General features: G+C 60.0%; 15 protein-coding genes and 1 pseudogene. 11 read left to right on the plus strand and 5 right to left on the minus strand.

All coding sequences use genetic code 11. From position 1 onward, the window contains the following. Positions 1-212: 212 nt before the first annotated feature. Both AC07M7_RS15070 and AC07M7_RS15075 read left to right on the plus strand, forming a co-directional pair. Positions 213-1,676 (plus strand): SulP family inorganic anion transporter, encoded by a 1,464-nt coding sequence (locus AC07M7_RS15070; RefSeq protein WP_495207761.1) that lies wholly within the window; start codon positions 213-215, stop codon positions 1,674-1,676. Positions 1,677-1,688: 12 nt separating this feature from the next. Continuing rightward, a pseudogene (locus AC07M7_RS15075) lies at positions 1,689-2,636 on the plus strand (phage portal protein); the annotation flags it as partial. A 143-nt stretch (positions 2,637-2,779) separates the two neighbouring features. Here the strand turns inward: AC07M7_RS15075 and AC07M7_RS15080 are convergent. Together AC07M7_RS15080 and AC07M7_RS15085 are read right to left on the minus strand one after the other, a co-directional pair. Then, positions 2,780-3,844: a RelA/SpoT domain-containing protein gene (locus tag AC07M7_RS15080; protein WP_495207762.1), complete on the minus strand. Its 1,065-nt coding sequence runs from the start codon at positions 3,842-3,844 to the stop codon at positions 2,780-2,782. Between the two features lie 9 nt (positions 3,845-3,853). Beyond that, positions 3,854-4,612, minus strand: coding sequence for a hypothetical protein (locus AC07M7_RS15085; protein ID WP_495207763.1), 759 nt, complete (start codon positions 4,610-4,612; stop codon positions 3,854-3,856). 1,428 nt (positions 4,613-6,040) lie between these two features. Here AC07M7_RS15085 and AC07M7_RS15090 point away from each other — a divergent pair. Both AC07M7_RS15090 and AC07M7_RS15095 read left to right on the plus strand, forming a co-directional pair. Further along, a complete protein-coding gene (locus tag AC07M7_RS15090; protein WP_495207764.1) occupies positions 6,041-6,544 on the plus strand; it encodes a hypothetical protein in 504 nt (167 codons plus the stop codon). A 55-nt stretch (positions 6,545-6,599) separates the two neighbouring features. Then, positions 6,600-7,418 (plus strand): hypothetical protein, encoded by an 819-nt coding sequence (locus AC07M7_RS15095; RefSeq protein WP_495207765.1) that lies wholly within the window; start codon positions 6,600-6,602, stop codon positions 7,416-7,418. A gap of 225 nt (positions 7,419-7,643) precedes the next feature. Here the strand turns inward: AC07M7_RS15095 and AC07M7_RS15100 are convergent, their stop codons facing one another. Next, on the minus strand, positions 7,644-8,585 hold the full coding sequence (locus AC07M7_RS15100; RefSeq protein WP_495207766.1) for a site-specific integrase: 942 nt from the start codon (positions 8,583-8,585) through the stop codon (positions 7,644-7,646). Between the two features lie 259 nt (positions 8,586-8,844). Between AC07M7_RS15100 and AC07M7_RS15105 the strand changes: the two genes are divergently transcribed. From AC07M7_RS15105 to AC07M7_RS15120, 4 genes are all read left to right on the plus strand, one after another. Continuing rightward, entirely contained in the window at positions 8,845-9,198 is a 354-nt protein-coding gene (locus AC07M7_RS15105) for a hypothetical protein (protein WP_495207767.1), read from the plus strand. 301 nt (positions 9,199-9,499) lie between these two features. Continuing rightward, entirely contained in the window at positions 9,500-10,606 is a 1,107-nt protein-coding gene (locus AC07M7_RS15110; RefSeq protein WP_495207768.1) for a hypothetical protein, read from the plus strand. A gap of 436 nt (positions 10,607-11,042) precedes the next feature. Next, entirely contained in the window at positions 11,043-11,342 is a 300-nt protein-coding gene (locus tag AC07M7_RS15115; RefSeq protein WP_065179710.1) for a hypothetical protein, read from the plus strand. 43 nt (positions 11,343-11,385) lie between these two features. Continuing rightward, complete coding sequence (locus tag AC07M7_RS15120) at positions 11,386-12,027, plus strand: hypothetical protein (protein ID WP_495207769.1); 642 nt, start codon at positions 11,386-11,388, stop codon at positions 12,025-12,027. Between the two features lie 698 nt (positions 12,028-12,725). Here AC07M7_RS15120 and AC07M7_RS15125 read toward each other — a convergent pair. Further along, the gene (locus AC07M7_RS15125) at positions 12,726-13,565 is read right to left on the minus strand and encodes an SEL1-like repeat protein (protein WP_495207770.1); all 840 of its coding nucleotides are present in this window, start codon (positions 13,563-13,565) and stop codon (positions 12,726-12,728) included. A gap of 692 nt (positions 13,566-14,257) precedes the next feature. Between AC07M7_RS15125 and AC07M7_RS15130 the strand changes: the two genes are divergently transcribed. After that, complete coding sequence (locus AC07M7_RS15130; protein WP_495207771.1) at positions 14,258-15,457, plus strand: ABC transporter permease; 1,200 nt, start codon at positions 14,258-14,260, stop codon at positions 15,455-15,457. A gap of 63 nt (positions 15,458-15,520) precedes the next feature. Here the strand turns inward: AC07M7_RS15130 and AC07M7_RS15135 are convergent, their stop codons facing one another. After that, positions 15,521-16,573 carry a tyrosine-type recombinase/integrase gene (locus tag AC07M7_RS15135; RefSeq protein ID WP_495207772.1) on the minus strand — a complete coding sequence of 351 codons (1,053 nt, stop codon included), beginning with the start codon at positions 16,571-16,573 and terminating at the stop codon, positions 15,521-15,523. A gap of 111 nt (positions 16,574-16,684) precedes the next feature. Between AC07M7_RS15135 and dusA the strand changes: the two genes are divergently transcribed. Together dusA and AC07M7_RS15145 are read left to right on the plus strand one after the other, a co-directional pair. Beyond that, a complete protein-coding gene (gene dusA / locus AC07M7_RS15140; protein WP_495207773.1) occupies positions 16,685-17,683 on the plus strand; it encodes a tRNA dihydrouridine(20/20a) synthase DusA in 999 nt (332 codons plus the stop codon). 213 nt (positions 17,684-17,896) lie between these two features. Beyond that, positions 17,897-18,271 carry a hypothetical protein gene (locus AC07M7_RS15145; protein WP_005407693.1) on the plus strand — a complete coding sequence of 125 codons (375 nt, stop codon included), beginning with the start codon at positions 17,897-17,899 and terminating at the stop codon, positions 18,269-18,271. Positions 18,272-18,322 lie beyond the last annotated feature (51 nt).

Here is an 18,322-nt window from a genome sequence, read left to right on the forward strand (position 1 = left end):
GGGCCGCTTCCCGTAGACTGCGCCCCTCCCACGCACCCACACCTCCCCGCAGTGATCACGCCACCCTGACCCCTGCCGCCCTCGGTTGACCGTCGCCTCTTCTGGCGCGCGCAACGTCGATGGTCCGGCCGTGCCCCCGGCACCGGCTCAGGAACCCGTGTATCCCACTGCAGCGCCTTGCGGCCACGCCCGCATGCGCGCGGAGTTTTCCCATGCAAACGTCCTACCCCCTGCGCCAGCAATGGCTCGGCAACATCCGTGGCGACCTGCTGTCCGGTATCGTCGTCGCCCTGGCCCTGATTCCCGAGGCCATCGCCTTCTCGCTCATCGCCGGCGTCGACCCCAAGGTCGGCCTGTATGCGGCGTTCTCCATTGCCGTCATCACTGCCATTGCTGGCGGCCGACCCGGTATGATCTCCGCCGCCACCGGTGCGATGGCGCTGGTGATGGTCGACCTGGTCAAGGACCATGGCCTGCAGTACCTGTTCGCCGCCAGCATCCTGGCCGGCCTGCTGCAGGTGTTGGCCGGTGTGTTCAAGCTCGGCTCGCTGATGCGCTTCGTCTCGCGCTCGGTCATCACCGGATTCGTCAACGCGCTGGCGATCCTGATCTTCCTGGCACAGATGCCCGAGCTGATCGGACGCGGCCCTACGGTCTACGTGCTGTGCGCCGCCGCGCTGGCGATCATCTACCTGCTGCCACGCGTTACCCGCGCGGTGCCGTCGCCGCTGGTGGCCATTGTGGTGCTGACCGCCGTGGTGATCGGCTTCGGCGTGGACGTACGCAGCGTCGGCGACATGGGCCAGCTGCCCGATAGCCTGCCGCATTTCCTCATCCCCGATGTGCCGCTCACCTGGGAGACGCTGCGCATTCTGCTGCCGGTGTCGGCCACGCTGGCGGTGGTCGGACTGCTCGAATCGATGATGACCCTGCAGATCGTCGAGGACATCACCGAAACGCCCAGCGAGCGCAACCGCGAATGCGTCGGCCAGGGCGTGGCGAATACGGTCACCGGCTTCCTCGGCGGCATGGCCGGCTGCGCGATGATCGGCCAGTCGGTGATCAACGTGACCTCCGGTGGACGTGGCCGCCTGTCCTGCCTGGTGGCAGGCGTGTTCCTGTTGGTGCTGGTGGTGTACGGCAGCGACCTGGTGCGGCAGATCCCGATGGCCGCGCTGGTGGCGGTAATGATCATGGTCAGCATCGGCACCTTCAGCTGGCGCTCGCTGCGCGACCTGCGCACGCATCCGCGTAGTTCGTCAGCAGTGATGCTGCTGACCGTGGTGGTCACCGTTGCCACCCACGACCTGGCCAAGGGCGTGCTCAGCGGTGTGCTGCTGTCGGCAGTGTTCTTCGCGCGCAAGGTTGGCCGCATGCTGGATGTGCAGCGCAACGATGCCGGTGACATGCAGGTCTACTGCGTGCGTGGGCAGGTGTTCTTTGCCTCAGCGGGGCAGCTGGGTGCGGCGTTCGATTACCAGCACGTGGCGCCGCAGGTGCAGATTGATCTGCGCGATGCCCACCTGTGGGATCTGACTGCCGTGGCCGCGCTGGAGCGGGCGCAGGAAAAGCTGGCCGCGCACGGTGCGGAGGTGACAGTGGTGGGGCTCAATGCGGCCAGCCAGACCCTCGTCGAACAGGTGGGTGGCAAAGGCACTGCTGGCAGCGCGCATTGACGCTGTCGGCTCGGCGATCCCACGCCGGTGCTGGACTCGCGCGGCATCCTCGATTACCTCGAATGCTGGCGCAACGGTCGCTACTTCGAGCCGCCGGTGGATCTGCACGGGCTGTCCCGCACCACACGCGCGAACCCCTATCTGCACAGCGGACTGACGTTCAAACGGAACATGCTGGTCAGCACGTTCCGACCGCACAAGCTGCTCAGTCGCGAGGCATTCGCACAGCTGACGTTGGACTACATCACCTTCGGCATGGCTTACGTTGAGCGCCGCCGCGCTATGTCCGGTGTCAATCACTCCCTGGCGGTGCCGCTGGCAAAGTACATGCGCCGAGGCGTGGAGGCCGGCGAGTTCTTCCAGATCCGCGCCGGCCAGATCGAGCATGAGTTCGCTCGCGGCGATGTGTTCCAGCTGCGCGAGGCCGATGTTGACCAGGAGATTTACGGCCTACCGGAATGGATGCCGGCTGTTCAGTCGGCCCTGCTGAACGAATCGGCGACGCTGTTCCGCCGGAAGTATTACAACAACGGTTCGCACGCGGGTTTCATTCTGTATCTGACCGACTCATTGACCGAGAAAGACAATGTGGACGAAATCCGAAACGCCCTGCGCGAGTCGCGCGGCCCGGGCAATTTCCGCAACCTCTTCCTGCACTCGCCGGGTGGGAGCAAGGATGGATTGAAGCTGATTCCCGTGAGTGAGGTTGCGGCAAAGGATGAATTCACCGGCATCAAGAGCGTGACCCGCGACGACATGCTGGCGTCCCTTCGGACACCGCCGCAGCTGCTTGGCATCGTGCCGCAGAACAGTGGCGGTTTTGGCTCGATCCGCGAGGCGGCGACCGTGTGGACTGCGATGGAACTATCACCCCTGCAGACGCGGCTGACCGCGCTCAACGAATGGCTGGGCGATGAGGTGATCCGCTTCAATCCCTTCGAGCTGGGGGCCGCAACGTGATGACTGGCCGCCAGAACCTGCGCTGCGGCGCATGCGCTCTCCTGCTGGCCAAAGCCGCAGGCGAATATGGGCTACGAGGCCACGCGTCACTGTTGGAGTTTCGCGAAGGACTGATTGAGCACGCTGTGAATTAAGTAGGAGCGCTACTGCGCCCCTATGTTCATCCGGCATAGGGCCGTGATGCGCTGGACAAATACGCCAGCGTCCAGGAAGTAGTTTGGGTAGGTTTTTCGCAACTGGTCAACGCCACCGCCCGCGACTAGAACGGCGTCGATAGGCTCGCCGCGTGCGGTTCGGGCTTCGGCCTCAGCATATGCAGCCGTCGCTTCTTCAAGATCACGCTCGGCAAACGAGTTGATCGTGAGCACCGAGCGTTCGGTATTTAGGATAACCAAGTGATAGGCGGACGAGGAACGCCCGCTTTGATGAATCTTGTCCGCTGCAACGCTGAAACCACGAAGAAGAGCCAACACGTTGAGGCGGCGCTCGACATCCTGGAGGCGCCAGACTATCTCGCTGAATGCAAAGCCCTTTAGTTCATTTTGGACAGCCGTCTTTTCCTGAACGGCGAACGCAGCGCTAGCGAGGAGGAAAAACTCCCGCCACAAAGGGGTGGGACGTCCGGCCTTGATCGCCAGGTTCTCAAACACGTCAACGGTCTCGACGGCGGTAGCCCAAGCATGCTGAAGCCGCGTGCGAAGTTGCAATTCGACGTGCAGACCATCGTAAGCAGGTGCACGCGAGTTTTGGTAGCGGTAGACGAGGTGGATGCTGCGGTAGCCATCATCCTTCGGTGCAGCAACGTAGTTGTCCACCTTTCGTAGCTCGTGAGGAAAGCGGCCACTGTGAACATAAGATCGGTGGAGCGCATCCAGCGCCTTGGGATTGGGGACGACCGCACGTAGTCCGGCGATGTCCTGCATGCGAGATAGAGACATATCCCCAAACCGTTGCAGCTTAGAAGCGATAGACGGGAGTCGTTTCAACCGCTGCCCGACCGCAGCGTTAGCCGCATCCAGTCCTTGCGCCTTTAGCTTTTTGCGAAGCGCTGCTTGGAAAGTGTTAAGTGGATAAGCGTGAGCCGCCCGCCAGTTGGATATCACTGGCATGGCTGCAACGATGTCTTTGCCAACGGGAGGTTCTTGGCGCAGAACGTCGCCCGCGCGCTCCACTTGCTTTCTGCTGAACTGAGGTACGACAAAGGCCATATAGATCCTTTACTGGCGATCGGTACTGGGAGCCTGCTGAGTGAAGGTGGCGATCATTTCCGCGTTCGCCTCCAAACGGCGTTGGTCACGCTGCTTGCCTTCTTCCCGCAGGCGCAACTCTCGCTCGGAGAGCCATTCGAAAACTGTCTGTTCCTCATCAAGCTCGGGCGGAAGGCCAGCAGCTAAACGGATCTCGCGCGAAAGCTGGCCTGCGTTAACGCCGAGCTTTGCGTACTTTAACTGCCTGTGTTCAAAGTACTCATCGTAGGGTGACCAGTCGTGTTCCGCGACATCTGACAGTGCGGATTCGATGTTGCGGAGCTTAGCTGAGAGCGCGTGCAAGCGGTCGAGCATTTCGGCGGGAAGAGCAGTCCAAGCCACCTTTAAACCCGAAAAATCCAATCTGGGGCTCTCAACCTGTGGGGATCGGTACTCCTCGCCGTCCTCAGTCCGGCTGAGTTGCCCGCGGGAGGTGCCGTCGTCAGCGCTGATAGAGGCGCAGTCCGAAACGAAGGCTTCAAGGACAGCAGAGACTGTCACGGCGAGAAACAGCAGATCGTCACGCTGCTTCGCTTCCCGCGCGAGGCGTTCCCTGCCGCCCGTAAGGCGTGAGCCCAGGAAGACTCCTCCCAATGCGCCACCGACCGTTATCACAGCTACAACCACCTTCCCGACTTCGGGTATTGCCTGCGCCAGCCAAGGCGCCGAGTTGATTGAGGCAGATGCTCCCGTCATCAACGCCACTGCTGATTGAAGATCAGACCACATGCCATCCCCCCTTTGTCGGCTCTGCGGCATTGGAGGCGTTCGGCCGTCGGGTGTCAATTGGCGCTCAGACCGCGTCGCGCGCACTCGTCTCCCCGCCACGCCTGCGCACTTTATAGGGTGCTTTTTCTGCACCCCCTGCGTAACGGCCCAGCCCCGGCCCTGTATGGCGTTCTCCGGGGTTCCCAGACATGCGGTTCCCTGCACGAAAGGGGGTCTCTCAGCGCGCCAGGGAAGGCCGGTCAGGCTGGGGGCCGACGCTTAGGAATCTGGGGGGTGGCGGGAAAAGAGTAATCTCAGCAATCGGCCAGGAAATAGCAGCCTAAGTTTTTGATATTAAAGGATTGTTTTGATTGCAAGAAATGGCAATTTGAAGCAATCTCAGAGCCCTAATAAAGCAATGTCATTGATTTTTAAGGGAAAAATTCTTTGTGAAAATTGCCCTCTGGAAAGGCAATCAGGTTGCTCAAAGGTTGCGCTATTATTACCTTCGGTATGTTTGTATAAGTTATTGAAGTATAAGTAATTTATGTAGTCTCCGAAAGGGGGATTGCCTAGATTGCCTTTTTCCCGAGGGCAACAAAATATTTGCCCTTTAAGGGTGGGGAGCAGTCCTCTTGCCTCACTGCCGCCCGCTCTATCGCTCTGGATGCACGCTTCCCTGTCGCAGCCTTTGCGATGACCAGCCGTATCCTGCCGGCCACGCCCCTACCCGCCGACTTCTACTGGGCAACACGCTCTGCCAGCCGCCTAGGTGATCACCTGCCCGTGATCGCCTGCGCTGGTGTGTAAGTTGTCGCGTTAGCGCAACGGGTGAACGACGGGGGGCTGGGTTGCCACGCTGATGGACCAGGGGGGGGGCGCCGCTGCAGTAGCTACGAACGGGGATACGCCGGCGCTGAGAAATGGGTGGCCAGGCATGAGGCGCGTCTGCGCGAGGACGTGGCCAAGAAGGGGTTTGAGGTGCCGTGTAACGGGGAAACCGGAACAAGAACCGACTTCTTGGAGGGGTTTAGAGAGCAGTTTCGGCCCGTCAATCCATCGCCCGACCTCGCATCCACACGCGAGATTGAATCATTGACGGCTGCAATTGATCGCCGCTTGCCGGCGACTCACCGGATCAGTTCGTCCTGTCGTCTGTTGCCGTGACCTTGAGGCAGGAATAGCCACTGTGCGGCCTCCCTACCTCTGCAGCTACAGACTTAGCGTCAGTCATATATTGTCAAAGTTATTTCATTCATGGCTATTTAAGGGTTTACGCTTGTCGTGTGTTAGGTTCAGTTCTCGTCAATTCAACTCTAATTCAGGGGGGGTGAGGGTATCCGTGTTCTGTGGCTTGTCAGTGCTTTGTTGGATGATTTTGATAGTGCTTTAGATTTTCTTAGCGCACCATTAGGTCAGTATTGGCCTCAACGGAAAGGAGCTGGAATAATGAAAGTGTTTTTTCTCTCGATCCTCATCGCTTCAGGCATTGCATCAACTACGGCGTTTGCAGATTCGCCTACGCCCATTGAAGATAAGAATGTGGTGCTCAAATACGCACCCATCAACTCCTCGAAGCAGCTTGATAGTCACTTGCTTTCGTTGAGCCCTGACTCACCTCTCAAGCTTTTTTCAGATGCTGCCAGGGCTCGGTTTGTTGCGGGCTTGCGTTTCGGAGATCAAGGATTGGGTGGCTATGATTATGAGCCGATTACGTCTGAGCTCTCCGCTAGTCAGGCGTATCGCGTCTTGTCGCTTTTGGGGGGCCAACGCACTCTTTCCCTCCTGCCAAACCTTAGAGCGGATTCGCCCGCAGATCGGGAAGTTTTGATTTCTTCGGATGCAGCTTTCCTCGACCCCAATCCCAGGTATGAAGATTATCAGGGATACGCGTGCACCTCGAGAGCGACTTGCACTCAATCCATGCACAGCATCTGTACGTCGAACTGCTGAAGTGTTTTTTTTTCGCAGTCCTCTTTTGTGGATATTGCTGCTGCAGCCTGCATGCGTGTGGGCTGCAGTAGCTATTGATTTGCGCATTGCTGAATTGGATCGTGAGCTGCTTGAGGCCGGGGCGCGTGATCGTGCCGCTAAGTTGGCCGCTGCTTATGACGATTGGAAGAGTGTCAATTTAGTCGAAGGCGGCTGTGCGGGGCTTGGCGATGCCGTGCTTCATGAGGCGTTCCGGGCGGGGATGCGAGTCGACATGTATCGCGGCGATTCGGATTCTTTGAATGATCTTCAATGTCTTTATGCGGAGCTCGTACGTAGAGGCATAGCTGACGATAGTGAGCACCGTGGGATGTATCATTCGTTTGTGCAGAGCCGTCGTTTCAGTGAGGGCAATGATTTGGCACAGAGGGAGAAGCTTTCTGTTCCTCTTCTGCCCAAGATCGTGGGCTTAAGGGCCAAAGAACAGGGGGTTCTAACGGCGGTAAGTGACGGGACTGTCGAATGGCAAAAATGGACTTATAGGTCAGGCGACGAAATCGTTGCGTATGTCAGTCCCAGCTGCGCGCCTTCAAGAAGGGCGATGAAAGCAATATCAGAGCAGCCCGAGTGGAAATGGCTAAGATCCAAGATTAGATTCGTTGTTCGTAGATCTACAATATGGCCCTATCCTGGGGTAGACGAGTGGAGCCGCCTTCATCCTGATCTGCCAATGCAAAATCAGGCTGGTGCAGCAGGTTGGAGTGAGCTTGATGTCAACGAAACGCCAGTTTTTCACATTATTCGAAATGGCGTGAAGGTCAAGACTATCTATGGCTGGGTAGATTCGGGGGCGGAACTGGCTGGCGAGAGAGATCAGCTGCATGTGGATGATTGAAATTCATCCTGATTGGCGCGACGCTTTAGTGTGCGGGTGCTGCTGTTAACAATTCCGACCGCACCAGCAGGGTTGCGGGAAGGGGGGGTAGGCCCAAATCTCCAATTGTTTTGCCACCCCAGATTAGGATGTGCCGCTATGCCGTCGGTGATGTCTGGGTAATCAAGGCCTACGCTTTCGCCGTTTCGTACCCAGGCACGGCATGCGCCACCCGCCGCAGGCCGGTCAGGCTTGGTCTATAGGAAGGCGGTGCAGTGTCTCAGGCCGAAGCTGGGTGTAGCGTTTCAGCTCGTTCCACGATTCATGCAGCGTGACAGGCGCTACCTCGGGAATGTCGTAGCCCTGCTCGAACAGCCGTGAAGTGGCCTCGTGCCGCAGATCGTGGAAGCACAGATCTGCGATGGCCAGCCGGATGCAGGCCCGGGTGAACGCGGTGCTGATCGACTTCGTGTTGTACGGGAAGATCCGGTCCTCGCCTGCTGTCCGTGGCTGACGTTGCACGATGGTCCAGGCGTCGCCCAGGAGAGGGAAGCGTTTGTGGTTGCCGGCCTTCTTTCGGGGGTGTTTGGCGTCTCGCAGCAGGGCCGTCCGCGTGGCCACGTCGATGTCCGACCATAGTAGGCGGGTTATCTCGCCCTCGCGCTTGGCTGACAGGATGGCGAAATCGATGATGTCCACCATCGGGATCTGGGAGCGCCAGGCTGCCTGGTCGAAGTGGCCGCGCAGTTTCTGCAGCTCCGCCTCAGTCGGCCGTCGATCGCGCCGCTTGGACTTCCCGACCAAACCCAGCAGCCGCAGCACCGGCCGCGCTTCTGCAACAGGGTCCGCGCCGAGCTTCACGCCTTTCATCGGGGCGGCCAGCTTCAGCAGCTCCGACAGGTAGCCTAGCTCTACGTTCATGGTTGCGGGTGAGCAAGCTGGGATAATTACCCCCTTGCCGGTCATGTGGTCTCCGCTGATCCGTCGCCGGGCATGCTCGATGACGTCGCCGGCAGTGAGCTGCCTGGCCACGATGTGCCCGAGACTCTCCTGCAGGCGCGTCATGTTGCCGGTCTGAGTCTTGGACACTGCTTTTACGCTGGCCAGGACGTCGGTGCGCCAGGCGATCAGTTCGGCGACCGTTGTTCCGTCGTGAGCGAGATTCAGCTGCGCCATCTGCACCAGCATCTCCGCGCTGCTGAGTGGCTTCGGCGAGCCCGGACGATTTTGCTGTTCTGGCTGCTGGCATTTCGCTGCGCCAGCCGTAGCTCGTTTCTACGAAGTGTCCGCAGCGAAGTCCGACGATCCTCTGACAAAGCGAGCCGTAGAGTTGCTTCACCGCAAAGAGGCGTGCTTGACCGATGCTGCTGCTCGGAGCGGAAAGGAAAAGAAGCAACGCTGACCCCTTCATTCCAGCAGCTTTGAGCGCAGTTCTGTAGGTAACGAAATGATCGAGAGCGAAGTCCTCTATCGAAACGGCGTGAATAGAGGGGGCGAATTGCTCGTCTTGGGCACTATCTTCAAAGACAGGCCGATCTACACGAGCGTTGCTGTCGGTCAGCCGACGGACCGGAAGTACCTTCCTATCGAGGTCGAGGAAGCACGCCACGCGCTTCAGATATACAGTGGGTGCGTTATGGGGAAGGACTATCGCGAGGTAGTCATCGCAACGCTGACTGCGGTCCCGATTGCTGTCCATTCGGCTTTGCAGCGGGCCGAGATGGGGCATGCTGTGCTCTTCCTGGCCGCCACCGCCGAGATTCGGAAGGCTGTCCTGCAGGCCCTCAACGCACAGCTTTGAGCCGTGCTCAGCCGCGGGGAGGCTCGTCAAGCTGCGCGTGAAGAGAGTGGGCACTCCTGCATGGGGGAGCTTCGTGCAGTGGATCACCACGTCCGACAAGACTTGGAACGCGCAGAAGGGCGCTGCCATCCCGGAACCGGCGTGGGACGTGAACGGCGTGGCCACTGTCGACGTGCAGGACATTGCCTAGTGGCCGGCCACCGTTGATGCGATTCGCCTGCAGCTGGGGTCGGCGCAGACCGTCGCCAACTACTACCTGATCGACTACATCGCCGTCGGGCGTCCGCAGCCAGGTGCGTCGGTGGCGGTGGTGCAGGAGGAAACCCAAGCCCGGATCACGGCAGACGCGGCCGAGGCCACCCAGCGCAACACGCTGGCCGTTCAGATGCGTGGCAATTACACCGGAACGGATCCGATGCAGCTGACTGCGGGGCTGGCCTACGAGGAGCTGAAGGCCCGTGTGGCTGCCGACTCGGCGCAGGTGCAGCGCATCAGCACGATGGAAGCCCGCATGCCGGTCGGCACCGGTTCGCTGGCAACCGCGGCATCGGTGACGGCGCTGCAGGAGGCTACCGCGACCACCACCAGCGCGCTGGCTCAGTCGATCACGACGATCAATGCCACGTTGCCGGCGATGATTTCGCAGGGCAGCAACTTGGTCCTGAACGGCTCGTGGCAGGCAGGCAAGGACGTGGGCTGGACCTACGACCCGGGTGCGACCGGCACCAGCTGGCCGGCGACAGAGGGGCGTGCCGGCGGCATGTGTGTGCGCTTCGATCCGGGGACCATCCGGCAGAAGGTTGCGTATGCCAATGGTCGCTCAACGATGCCGACGAGCCCTGGCAAGAAGTACCGCTACAGCTGCTGGTATCGCAGCAGCCCGGACTTCAATGGCACGCCCGGCAACAGCAAGATGCGATTGGCGAACCACAGCGGGGAGCTGATCGGCGGAGCAACGGTCTTCGTCGCAGACAAGGCTGCTTGGACCTACCTGAGTGCCGTGTACGCGATACCGGAGAACACGTCGATCACCGGACTGCAGCTGGGCATTTATGTCGATAACACTGCAGGCACGTTGTGGGTTGACGACGTTGCGATGGAGGAGGTGACCGAGCTGCTGGCGAACGCTCACCCCCGGGTGTCACCGGCATTGGTACGCGCGCGCAGGGCAACACGGCAGTGGGCGAGGTTCGCACCATCGGCTCTGAAGTGTTCTGTCCTGTCGATGCTGGGAAGACGTATTGTTTCTCGGCATGGTTGCAAACACACCGCGTGGATTCTCAGGTCACTATTGCGTGGTACAACGCTGCGGGACAGCACATGTCTTCGTCACCCGGGGCGTATGCTCCGCAGAACGGCGGTAACGCATCCACTGGGGGCCTGTCGTCGCTTCCGCGATCCTTCGTGATTGACAAAGCCCCGGCAGGAGCAGTTTCGGCGCGGGTAGCTATCAACATCCGTTCGTCGGGTACTTCAGCGACCAACCCGCCGTACTTCTGGATGTTCCGTCCCATGCTCAGTCAGGTGGCGGATGGCGCAACACAGCCGCCTGCGTGGACGGCGGGTGGTATGGAGTCGTCTGCGCAGTGGGCGGTTAACGTCCGTGCAGACGGCTACGTGGCTGGACTATCCATGGGTGTGACCGGACAGACATCGGCGTTCAACATTCTCGCCGATGTGCTCCGTGTGTCGGCGCCGTCGGGAGGACGGCGTACGGAGTACAGCGACGGTCACTGGCGGGCGTACGACGAAGTGGGGCGTCTCAAGGCGCGCTGGGGCACATGGCCGCAATGATATGGGGCAGCCGTTGTTGGCTGCCCCTCTTAATTTGTGTGAGGTGATCTGTGCCGACGGGCTTTCAAACGTTCAACGATGACGGCAGCATCGATATCGATATCACAACCAGGCTGGCCGGGTTCGTGACGTCCATTGGAACGGACTCTAACCACGGCGGGTCGGTGGCGATTCCCTATGTCCCTACCGGAGACTTTTTCTACTGCATCGTGCCGCCTCCTGGCTGGGAGGGCAGGCAGCCGTCGCTGGTTTATCGCGATGGTCGCGTCTATTGGTATGCGGACGTGACCGGCGGCGGCGCGCCGGCCTACCAACTGGTGCCCTGCACCGCGTTCATAGGATGGAGCTGATATGCCAGCAGGAATGGAGGCGTGGACCGACGATGGTGCGCACGTGCAGATTTCGCCGGACTACCCGAACTTTCACCTTCGGCGCCGGATCGACTTTGCCGAGCCAAGCGTGGTGGTCTACGAGATTGCGGGGCAACCCGCGTTCACGCGGATGATCGAGCGGAGGTTCCAAGCGAGCACACCGATCATCGCGGCGATCGCAGGTGACGCCGACAAGCCGATCGTGCCTGTGCTGGTCAACGAAGGCGGCGGGAGCTGGCTCGTGCGGATCTACGCTGGGTCGCAGCCGACGAGGGTGGCCGGCACGATCTGGATCTATGACCTGGGCGTTTACCTGCGGGCGAACTACGGGTTTGAGCTGTTCCGAGACGATGGCAGCTTGTCGTTCTCTACGGCAGGCAAGCCGCTCAAGATCATTCGTGTCTTCCCCATCGTGAATGGTTCGTCGGCCGGATCTCAGATGGTGGTTGTACCAGCAGGGAAGCAGTACGCCGCGATCACCTGCCGGGCGTGGGTGCAGACCCAGGTGCCAGTCGGCTATCGGATCAGCGGCCCGAACCGCAACGGGATCGGCCCGCAGCAGTTCTACGTGGCGGGCAGCACCGCGCTGATCCCCTCGAGCGACAACGCCGCAGTCTTCAACCAGCTCGGCATGACCGCGGTGGCTGACGTAACGGGGCACTGACAGCACAGCTCGCCATCACATCGCGGAGACGGCTGGTGCGGCCAGATGGCGCCCATGTGCTATTCCGCCCAGATCATCAAATCTATAGAGGGCTGTGTTGAAAAAGCTCGACCAATTAGCTGGCCGAGCTAAGTTTTCCAAGGAGGCTGGATCATAATGTCAGCTAGTATTTGGGCGTGAGTCACGCCGTAGTTATGAAAAAGCTAGGCTGTTGATTATTCAACTACCGGGTCTTTCCCTGCAGGAGGGGGGTCGCTCTTCGGAGGAATGCTCCCCTTGCCGCCGGCAGAATTGTCACAAGGGCAAGGGCCAACCGGGCCGACTGTCACTGTTCCGCCGCCACCCACTCCACCTACGCCACCTACACCGACACCACCACCGCTTCCAACGCTAGAAGTAATCGGAATTCGTTCATCAGTGATGTATTCACCCGAGAACGTCTGGCGATAGGTGGCACAATGGGTTGAATTGCAAACCATGTAGGTCGTCCCGGTGAGAAACATCCATAATGGAACCCAGCCATCGATTGGGGCCATTTCTTTTTCAAGGAAGTCTTTGGTTTTTGGGTCAATTACAGGTGCTTGGATGGGCATCCGCCCTTGCAATATAATGGCCCCCTTTCGAAGGCATGTAAGTATGAAAAAACAAACAAGAGTGAAAGGATTGCTATGATTGCGATAACTCGGCGGCGCCGATAGTTACTTTGAGCTGCAGCATTCATTGTAAATCTCCATGCTCTTTTTCCTTGATAGTGAGATTTGCTGCGGGTTGAGTTCTTTTCTTATTGCCTCCATGCGCGTTTGAGGGGCGTATTCGGGAGAAATTTGCTCGACAGCTTGGTAGTACGCGTAGCTGGTGACTGCATCCGAATCTACTAGCGTTCCCACTTGATAGGCGTTACCCAGGGAAAGCAAAGCATCGACGCTGCCTCGGTTCGCCGCATTGCGTAAATAGTTGAATGCCGCTTCTTTGTATTGCTGGGTCTTCTCAGGGTTGCGGAGCATATCGGCTTGGCTGCCTAGAACTGCTTCTGGATCGGCTACGTAAAGGAGCTGTGCGCCTAGATTGCCTTGGCTTGCAGCTCTTTCAAGCCACTCGGAAGCTGATGAGAAGTTTTCCGCAGAGAGGTTTTTGCAGTTTTCGTACTTTGTAGCATTTATGGATGATGCGCCTTTGGTTTCAAAGGCCTTCATCATCGAGGCGCACTCTCGAATCTTGAGGTAGATTCCATAGGAAGCTTTTGCGTTGCCTGCTAGTGCAGATTCTTTCATTTCATCGACGACTTTTTGCGCATCCCCCTCGGGGGCTGATCCAAAGTCGACAACAGTAAATGCACGGCCGCCAAGATTCTGCCGTTCGATTCCGTTGCGGGTATCTTCCATGCTAGAAGTCGAATCGGGCGTACTTTGAGGTGCGTCCGCAGTTGCCTCCACCATCTTCGCCGCACTGCTTTGTTGTTCTGATTGCTCTGAATTGCATGCGGACAGAGCGCTCAGGGCAATAAGTGAAACGGCTGCGTTCCTTGCGAAATTTTTCATACGTGGAGGCTCCGTTGTCCTGTAGTGAGAACGGTGGAGTGAGCCTTTCACCCCCCGGTCAGTCAAGGGAAGTTCATTTTTTGTTCATGTTGCGGGCCACTCAGCGCTGATCCTTCTGGTCTGGGCGATTCCTGCCAAAGCTTCTCCGGGATGCATTGCTCGTTCTACGAGCACAAGCTGGCTGCGTAGGGAGAACCCCGAACGTCAGTGGGTGGTTGCCCGATAGTGCCCAGCCGCCGGCGCTGGCATTCTGACTGTGCCGGATCCGGGGCCGCAGGCAGCTCAACCCGGGGGCGCTTGAACAGCGCCGCGCCGGCACCATTCCGAACGATTCAGGCAGGTCGCTACCGCGTTCGCAGGATCTGCGACTGCCGGTCGTATTCTCCCGGCCATGCTTCCCTCGCACGGCAACACGGCAACACGGCATCTGGGTCGAAGAGCCCAGTTTGGTCATAGAGTGTTTAAACCTTTTTAGCCTCGTCCACATCAAAGGAAAGGGCGAGGGTAGTCCGAGTCATTGGATGCAGTTCGCGTTAGCAGTTGGTCCCCTCGACGTTGGGGTGCTGCTGCCCGCGCCCGATCTGATCTTCCTCGCCATCTTGACCGCCGAACTCCCGCCCGCCTAGCGCGCGATTTAGGTCGATCCGGCCATCCAGCTCAAGTGGCAGTAAGAACGAGAAGGAAGACTTCCCATGGACATCCGCCCCATCCTCAGCGCTCTGCGCCGACACAAGACTCCTGCCGCGCTAATCGTGCTTGAAATCGCCTTGACCTGCGCGATCGTGTGCAATGCCATGTTCCTAGTGAGCCAGCGCGTGGAACGCATCAGCAGAATCAGCGGCATGGCCGAGAACGAACTGGTTTTCGTCCGTGTGGCCGGGGGCAGTAAGCAGGTCAACGCATCAGCACGAACACGTGAAGACTTGGCCTCGCTGCGCGCCATTCCCGGTGTCACTGCGGTCAGCGTTGTCAACCAGGTTCCGTTTCGCTACGGCTCGACCTTCACGAACATCTCGCGGGAGATGAACCAGGAGTTCCCAACCACCAACTTGGCTATGTATAGCTTTTCTGAGGATGGCATCCGCACCCTAGGTTTGAAGCTGGTGGGCGGCCGCGACTTCCATCCTGGTGAGTACTTCGACTTCGAGAGCCCGAGCAAGACCAATGGGATGCCGGTGATCCTCAGTCAGGCCGCAGCACGAAAGATGGCACCGGAAGGCAATGCTCTTGGTAAGACTTACTACAACGGCAAGCAGATCCTGAACGTGATCGGAATTGTTGACACTCTGGCCACCCCCGGTGGTGGCAGGAATCGGGATATCACGATGATCGTGCCAGCACGTCGCATCTTCGGTGATGGCATCTACATGCTGCGCACGAACCCTGAGCGCCGCAATGAGGTCCTCAACGCCGCGTTGGCTGCGCTGGATCGCAACGATCCCAATCGCTTGGTTCGTGAGAAAAAAACGTTCTCTGAGCAGCGCGAGGACTTCTTCAGAAACGACCGGGCGATGGTCGGTTTGTTGATCACCATCTGCATTGCGCTGTTGGTGGTCACTGCATTGGGGATCGTTGGCTTAGCCAGCTTCTGGGTTGAGCAGCGCAACAAGCAGATCGGCATCCGCCGCGCACTTGGGGCGACTCGAAGGGATATCCTGCGCTATTTCCAGGCCGAGAACTTTCTGCTGGTCACGCTAGGCATCGCGCTGGGAATGCTGGCAGCCTACGCCACCAACTATGGGCTAATGAAGATGTACGAGCTACCACGGATGCCATTGATCTACCTGCCATTAGGGGCGGCAATGCTGTGGACACTGGGTCAGATAGCAGTGCTTGGCCCGGCGTCTCGCGCGGCGGCAGTGCCGCCTGCTGCTGCAACCCGCGGAGGCTGAATTCTGAAGCAGACGGCCACTGCCTGCATCGAATCAGCGAGTCGCTGACTTGCCAGCAACGGCCTACGGCCTAGGTTCAAAGAAGTTGGATGGAGCTCGGTGTAGTGAGCTTGGGGCAAGCTGGGTATACCGCTTGAGGGACTTCCAGTCCTTGTGCCCGGTTACGATGGCGACCTCGGGAATCGAATATCCCTGCTCGAAAAGCCGAGATGTGCCCTCGTGGCGTAGGTCATGGAAATGCAGGTTTTCGATCTGCAGACGATTGCAGGCGCGGCGGAACGACGCTCCGATGCTGTCGGCCTTGTAGGGGAAGATCAGCGGCCCACTGCGGGGCTGGCCCTCGATGATCGCCGCCGTCCGCCCCAGCAGGGGCACCCATTGGTGATTGCCTTTCTTGTCCTTGGGATCCTTTCTGTCCCGGATCAGGACCATCGGTTTGTCGCCGCCTTGGTATTCCTCCCACCGCAGTGCAACAATCTCGCCCATCCGCATTGCCGAATCGATGGCGAACGGGATCAGGTCGCGCATGGGGATGGCGCCGAAGTTGAACTTGTAGAAGCTTGTCAGCTCGTCCAGCTCCTTGGTAGTTGGGCGGCGGTCGCGCTCATCCGGCTTGGCGATTGCTCCGGCTCGGCGTAGCACTGGCCGGACGGCGGTCACAACGTCGGGAATCGTCATATTCCACAGTGACCGCGCAGCGGCCAGCGCCTCAGCCAAGAACCCGAGTTCCATCGCCATGGTCGCCGGGCCGGGGGCCTTGCCGCCGTTGAGTGCTGAGGCCGGATCCGTTCGTGCGCGGATGTGGTTCAAAATGTCCTGACCGGTGAGGGTGGACACTTCACGGTCGCCCAAGCTTTCCACCCATCTGCGCAGGTTCCCGCGCTTGGTGGCAGACACAGGCTTGAACCGGTCCATTTCCTTGACGTACCGGTCGATCAGCATCTCAAGGGTCATGCTCTCCTGTGGCGGGGCCAGACCGGCACGGAGTGCGTCTTCCGTAATGCGGGCCCAATCCTCCGCAGCCTTACGGGAGTTGAAGGTCTTGGAGGCGGTAGGATGGCCCTTCAGGCGTACCATTGCCCGCCACTTCTTTCCGCGCTTTTCGACTACTGCCATGTCTTGGTGCACTCCCCACTGCTTGGTGCAGCACGGGTACATTACGCCGGGAACGGCAGGGAAAAACAGGGACTTACAGGGAGTTCCAGCGCACCAAGGATGCACCGAAACATGCGTAAGACATTGAATTCAAAAGATATTCGCCTTTCCGTGGCGCCTATGATGGACTGGACGGATCGCCATTGCCGCGTGTTCCACCGCGTGCTGGCACCGGGCGCACGCCTGTACACGGAAATGGTGCACGCCAACGCGGTCATCCACGGCGATCGCGAGCGCCTGCTCGGCTTCGACCGCAGCGAACAGCCGCTGGCCCTGCAATTGGGTGGCAGTGATCCTGCGCTGCTGGCGCAGGCCGCGCGTATCGCCGCTGAGTGGGGCTACGACGAGGTCAACCTCAACTGCGGCTGCCCGTCTGATCGCGTGCAGGCGGGCCGCTTCGGCGCGTGCCTGATGCGCGAGCCGGCGCTGGTGGCCGAGTGCGTTGCGGCCATGGTCGATGCGGTTGATATCCCGGTGACGGTGAAGTGCCGCCTGGGCGTGGACGAGGACAACGACTACGACGTGTTCGCCGCCTTCGTCGACCGCCAGGTTGCCGCCGGTGCGGCGATGGTGGTGGTGCATGCGCGCAACGCGTGGCTGAAGGGCCTGTCGCCGAAGGAGAACCGCGAGGTTCCGCCGCTGAAGTACGACTGGGCCTACCGCCTGAAGCAGGAGCGCCCGGCACTGCCGGTGGTGATCAACGGCGGCCTGGCCAGCCTCGAGGCGGTGCAGGCGCAGGCCGCGCACGTCGATGGCGTGATGCTGGGCCGCGCGGCCTATCACGATCCCTATCTGTTGCATCAGCTGGAGGCGCTGCATACCGGCGCCCCGCTGCAGGCCCGTGCCGACCTGCTGCGCGCGCTGCGGCCATACGTGGAAGCGCGACTGGGCGAAGGCCTGGCGCTGAAGCACATCACCCGCCACGTACTTGGCCTGTTCCATGGCCAGCCCGGTGGCCGCGCGTTCCGCCAGGTGCTGAGTGAGGGCGCACACCGCCCGGGCGCCGATTGGCGCCTGATCGAGCAGGCGCTGGCGGTCACCGAACGTGCATCTGATCGCGCCGTAGCGTGACCGCAATCACATTCCTGACTTGACAAGGGGCGGCGATTCGTCCCGAATGTTCACTTAGCTGAACAGCTTGGAGTTGAAGCCGGAAAAGTTCAGACCGGATTCACTGCGCCAAACCAAGAATTTGCAAAAGATTTGTAAAGCGCCGGGTCCCGAACCCGGCACCCGGATTTACGACTTTTGAACGAATCGCCGTGCTCGGCTAGGATCGCACTGATGTCTTCCGCTCCCTTCCATCGCCGCATTGCCCTGGCCACCTGCGTGGTGCTGGCGGCTGCGCCGCTGTCTTCGGCGCTGGCGCAACAGCCGCCGCGCGGCGACCAGGGGCGCGCGGAGATGATGGAGCGGGGCGAGCGCGGTGGCCGTGGCGACGAGCGTTCGTTGTCCGATGCCGTGCGCCGCGTGCAGCGCACCACCGGCGGGCACATCCTCGGCGCCGAGCGCGTGCCGTTCGATGGTCGTGATATCAACCGGGTGAAGTACATGGACGATCGGGGCCGGGTCCGCTACATGGACGACCCCGCGCCGTCGCGTTCACAGCCGCGCACGCCGCGGTCGGATATGTCATCACTACGCGGCGATAACCCCTGAACAGGGATAGTCGTCGTTATCAACCCGTACCCCACAGGCCTCCGGGCCACA

The sequence above is a fragment of the Stenotrophomonas sp. GW821-FHT09E08 genome (genome assembly GCF_059416125.1).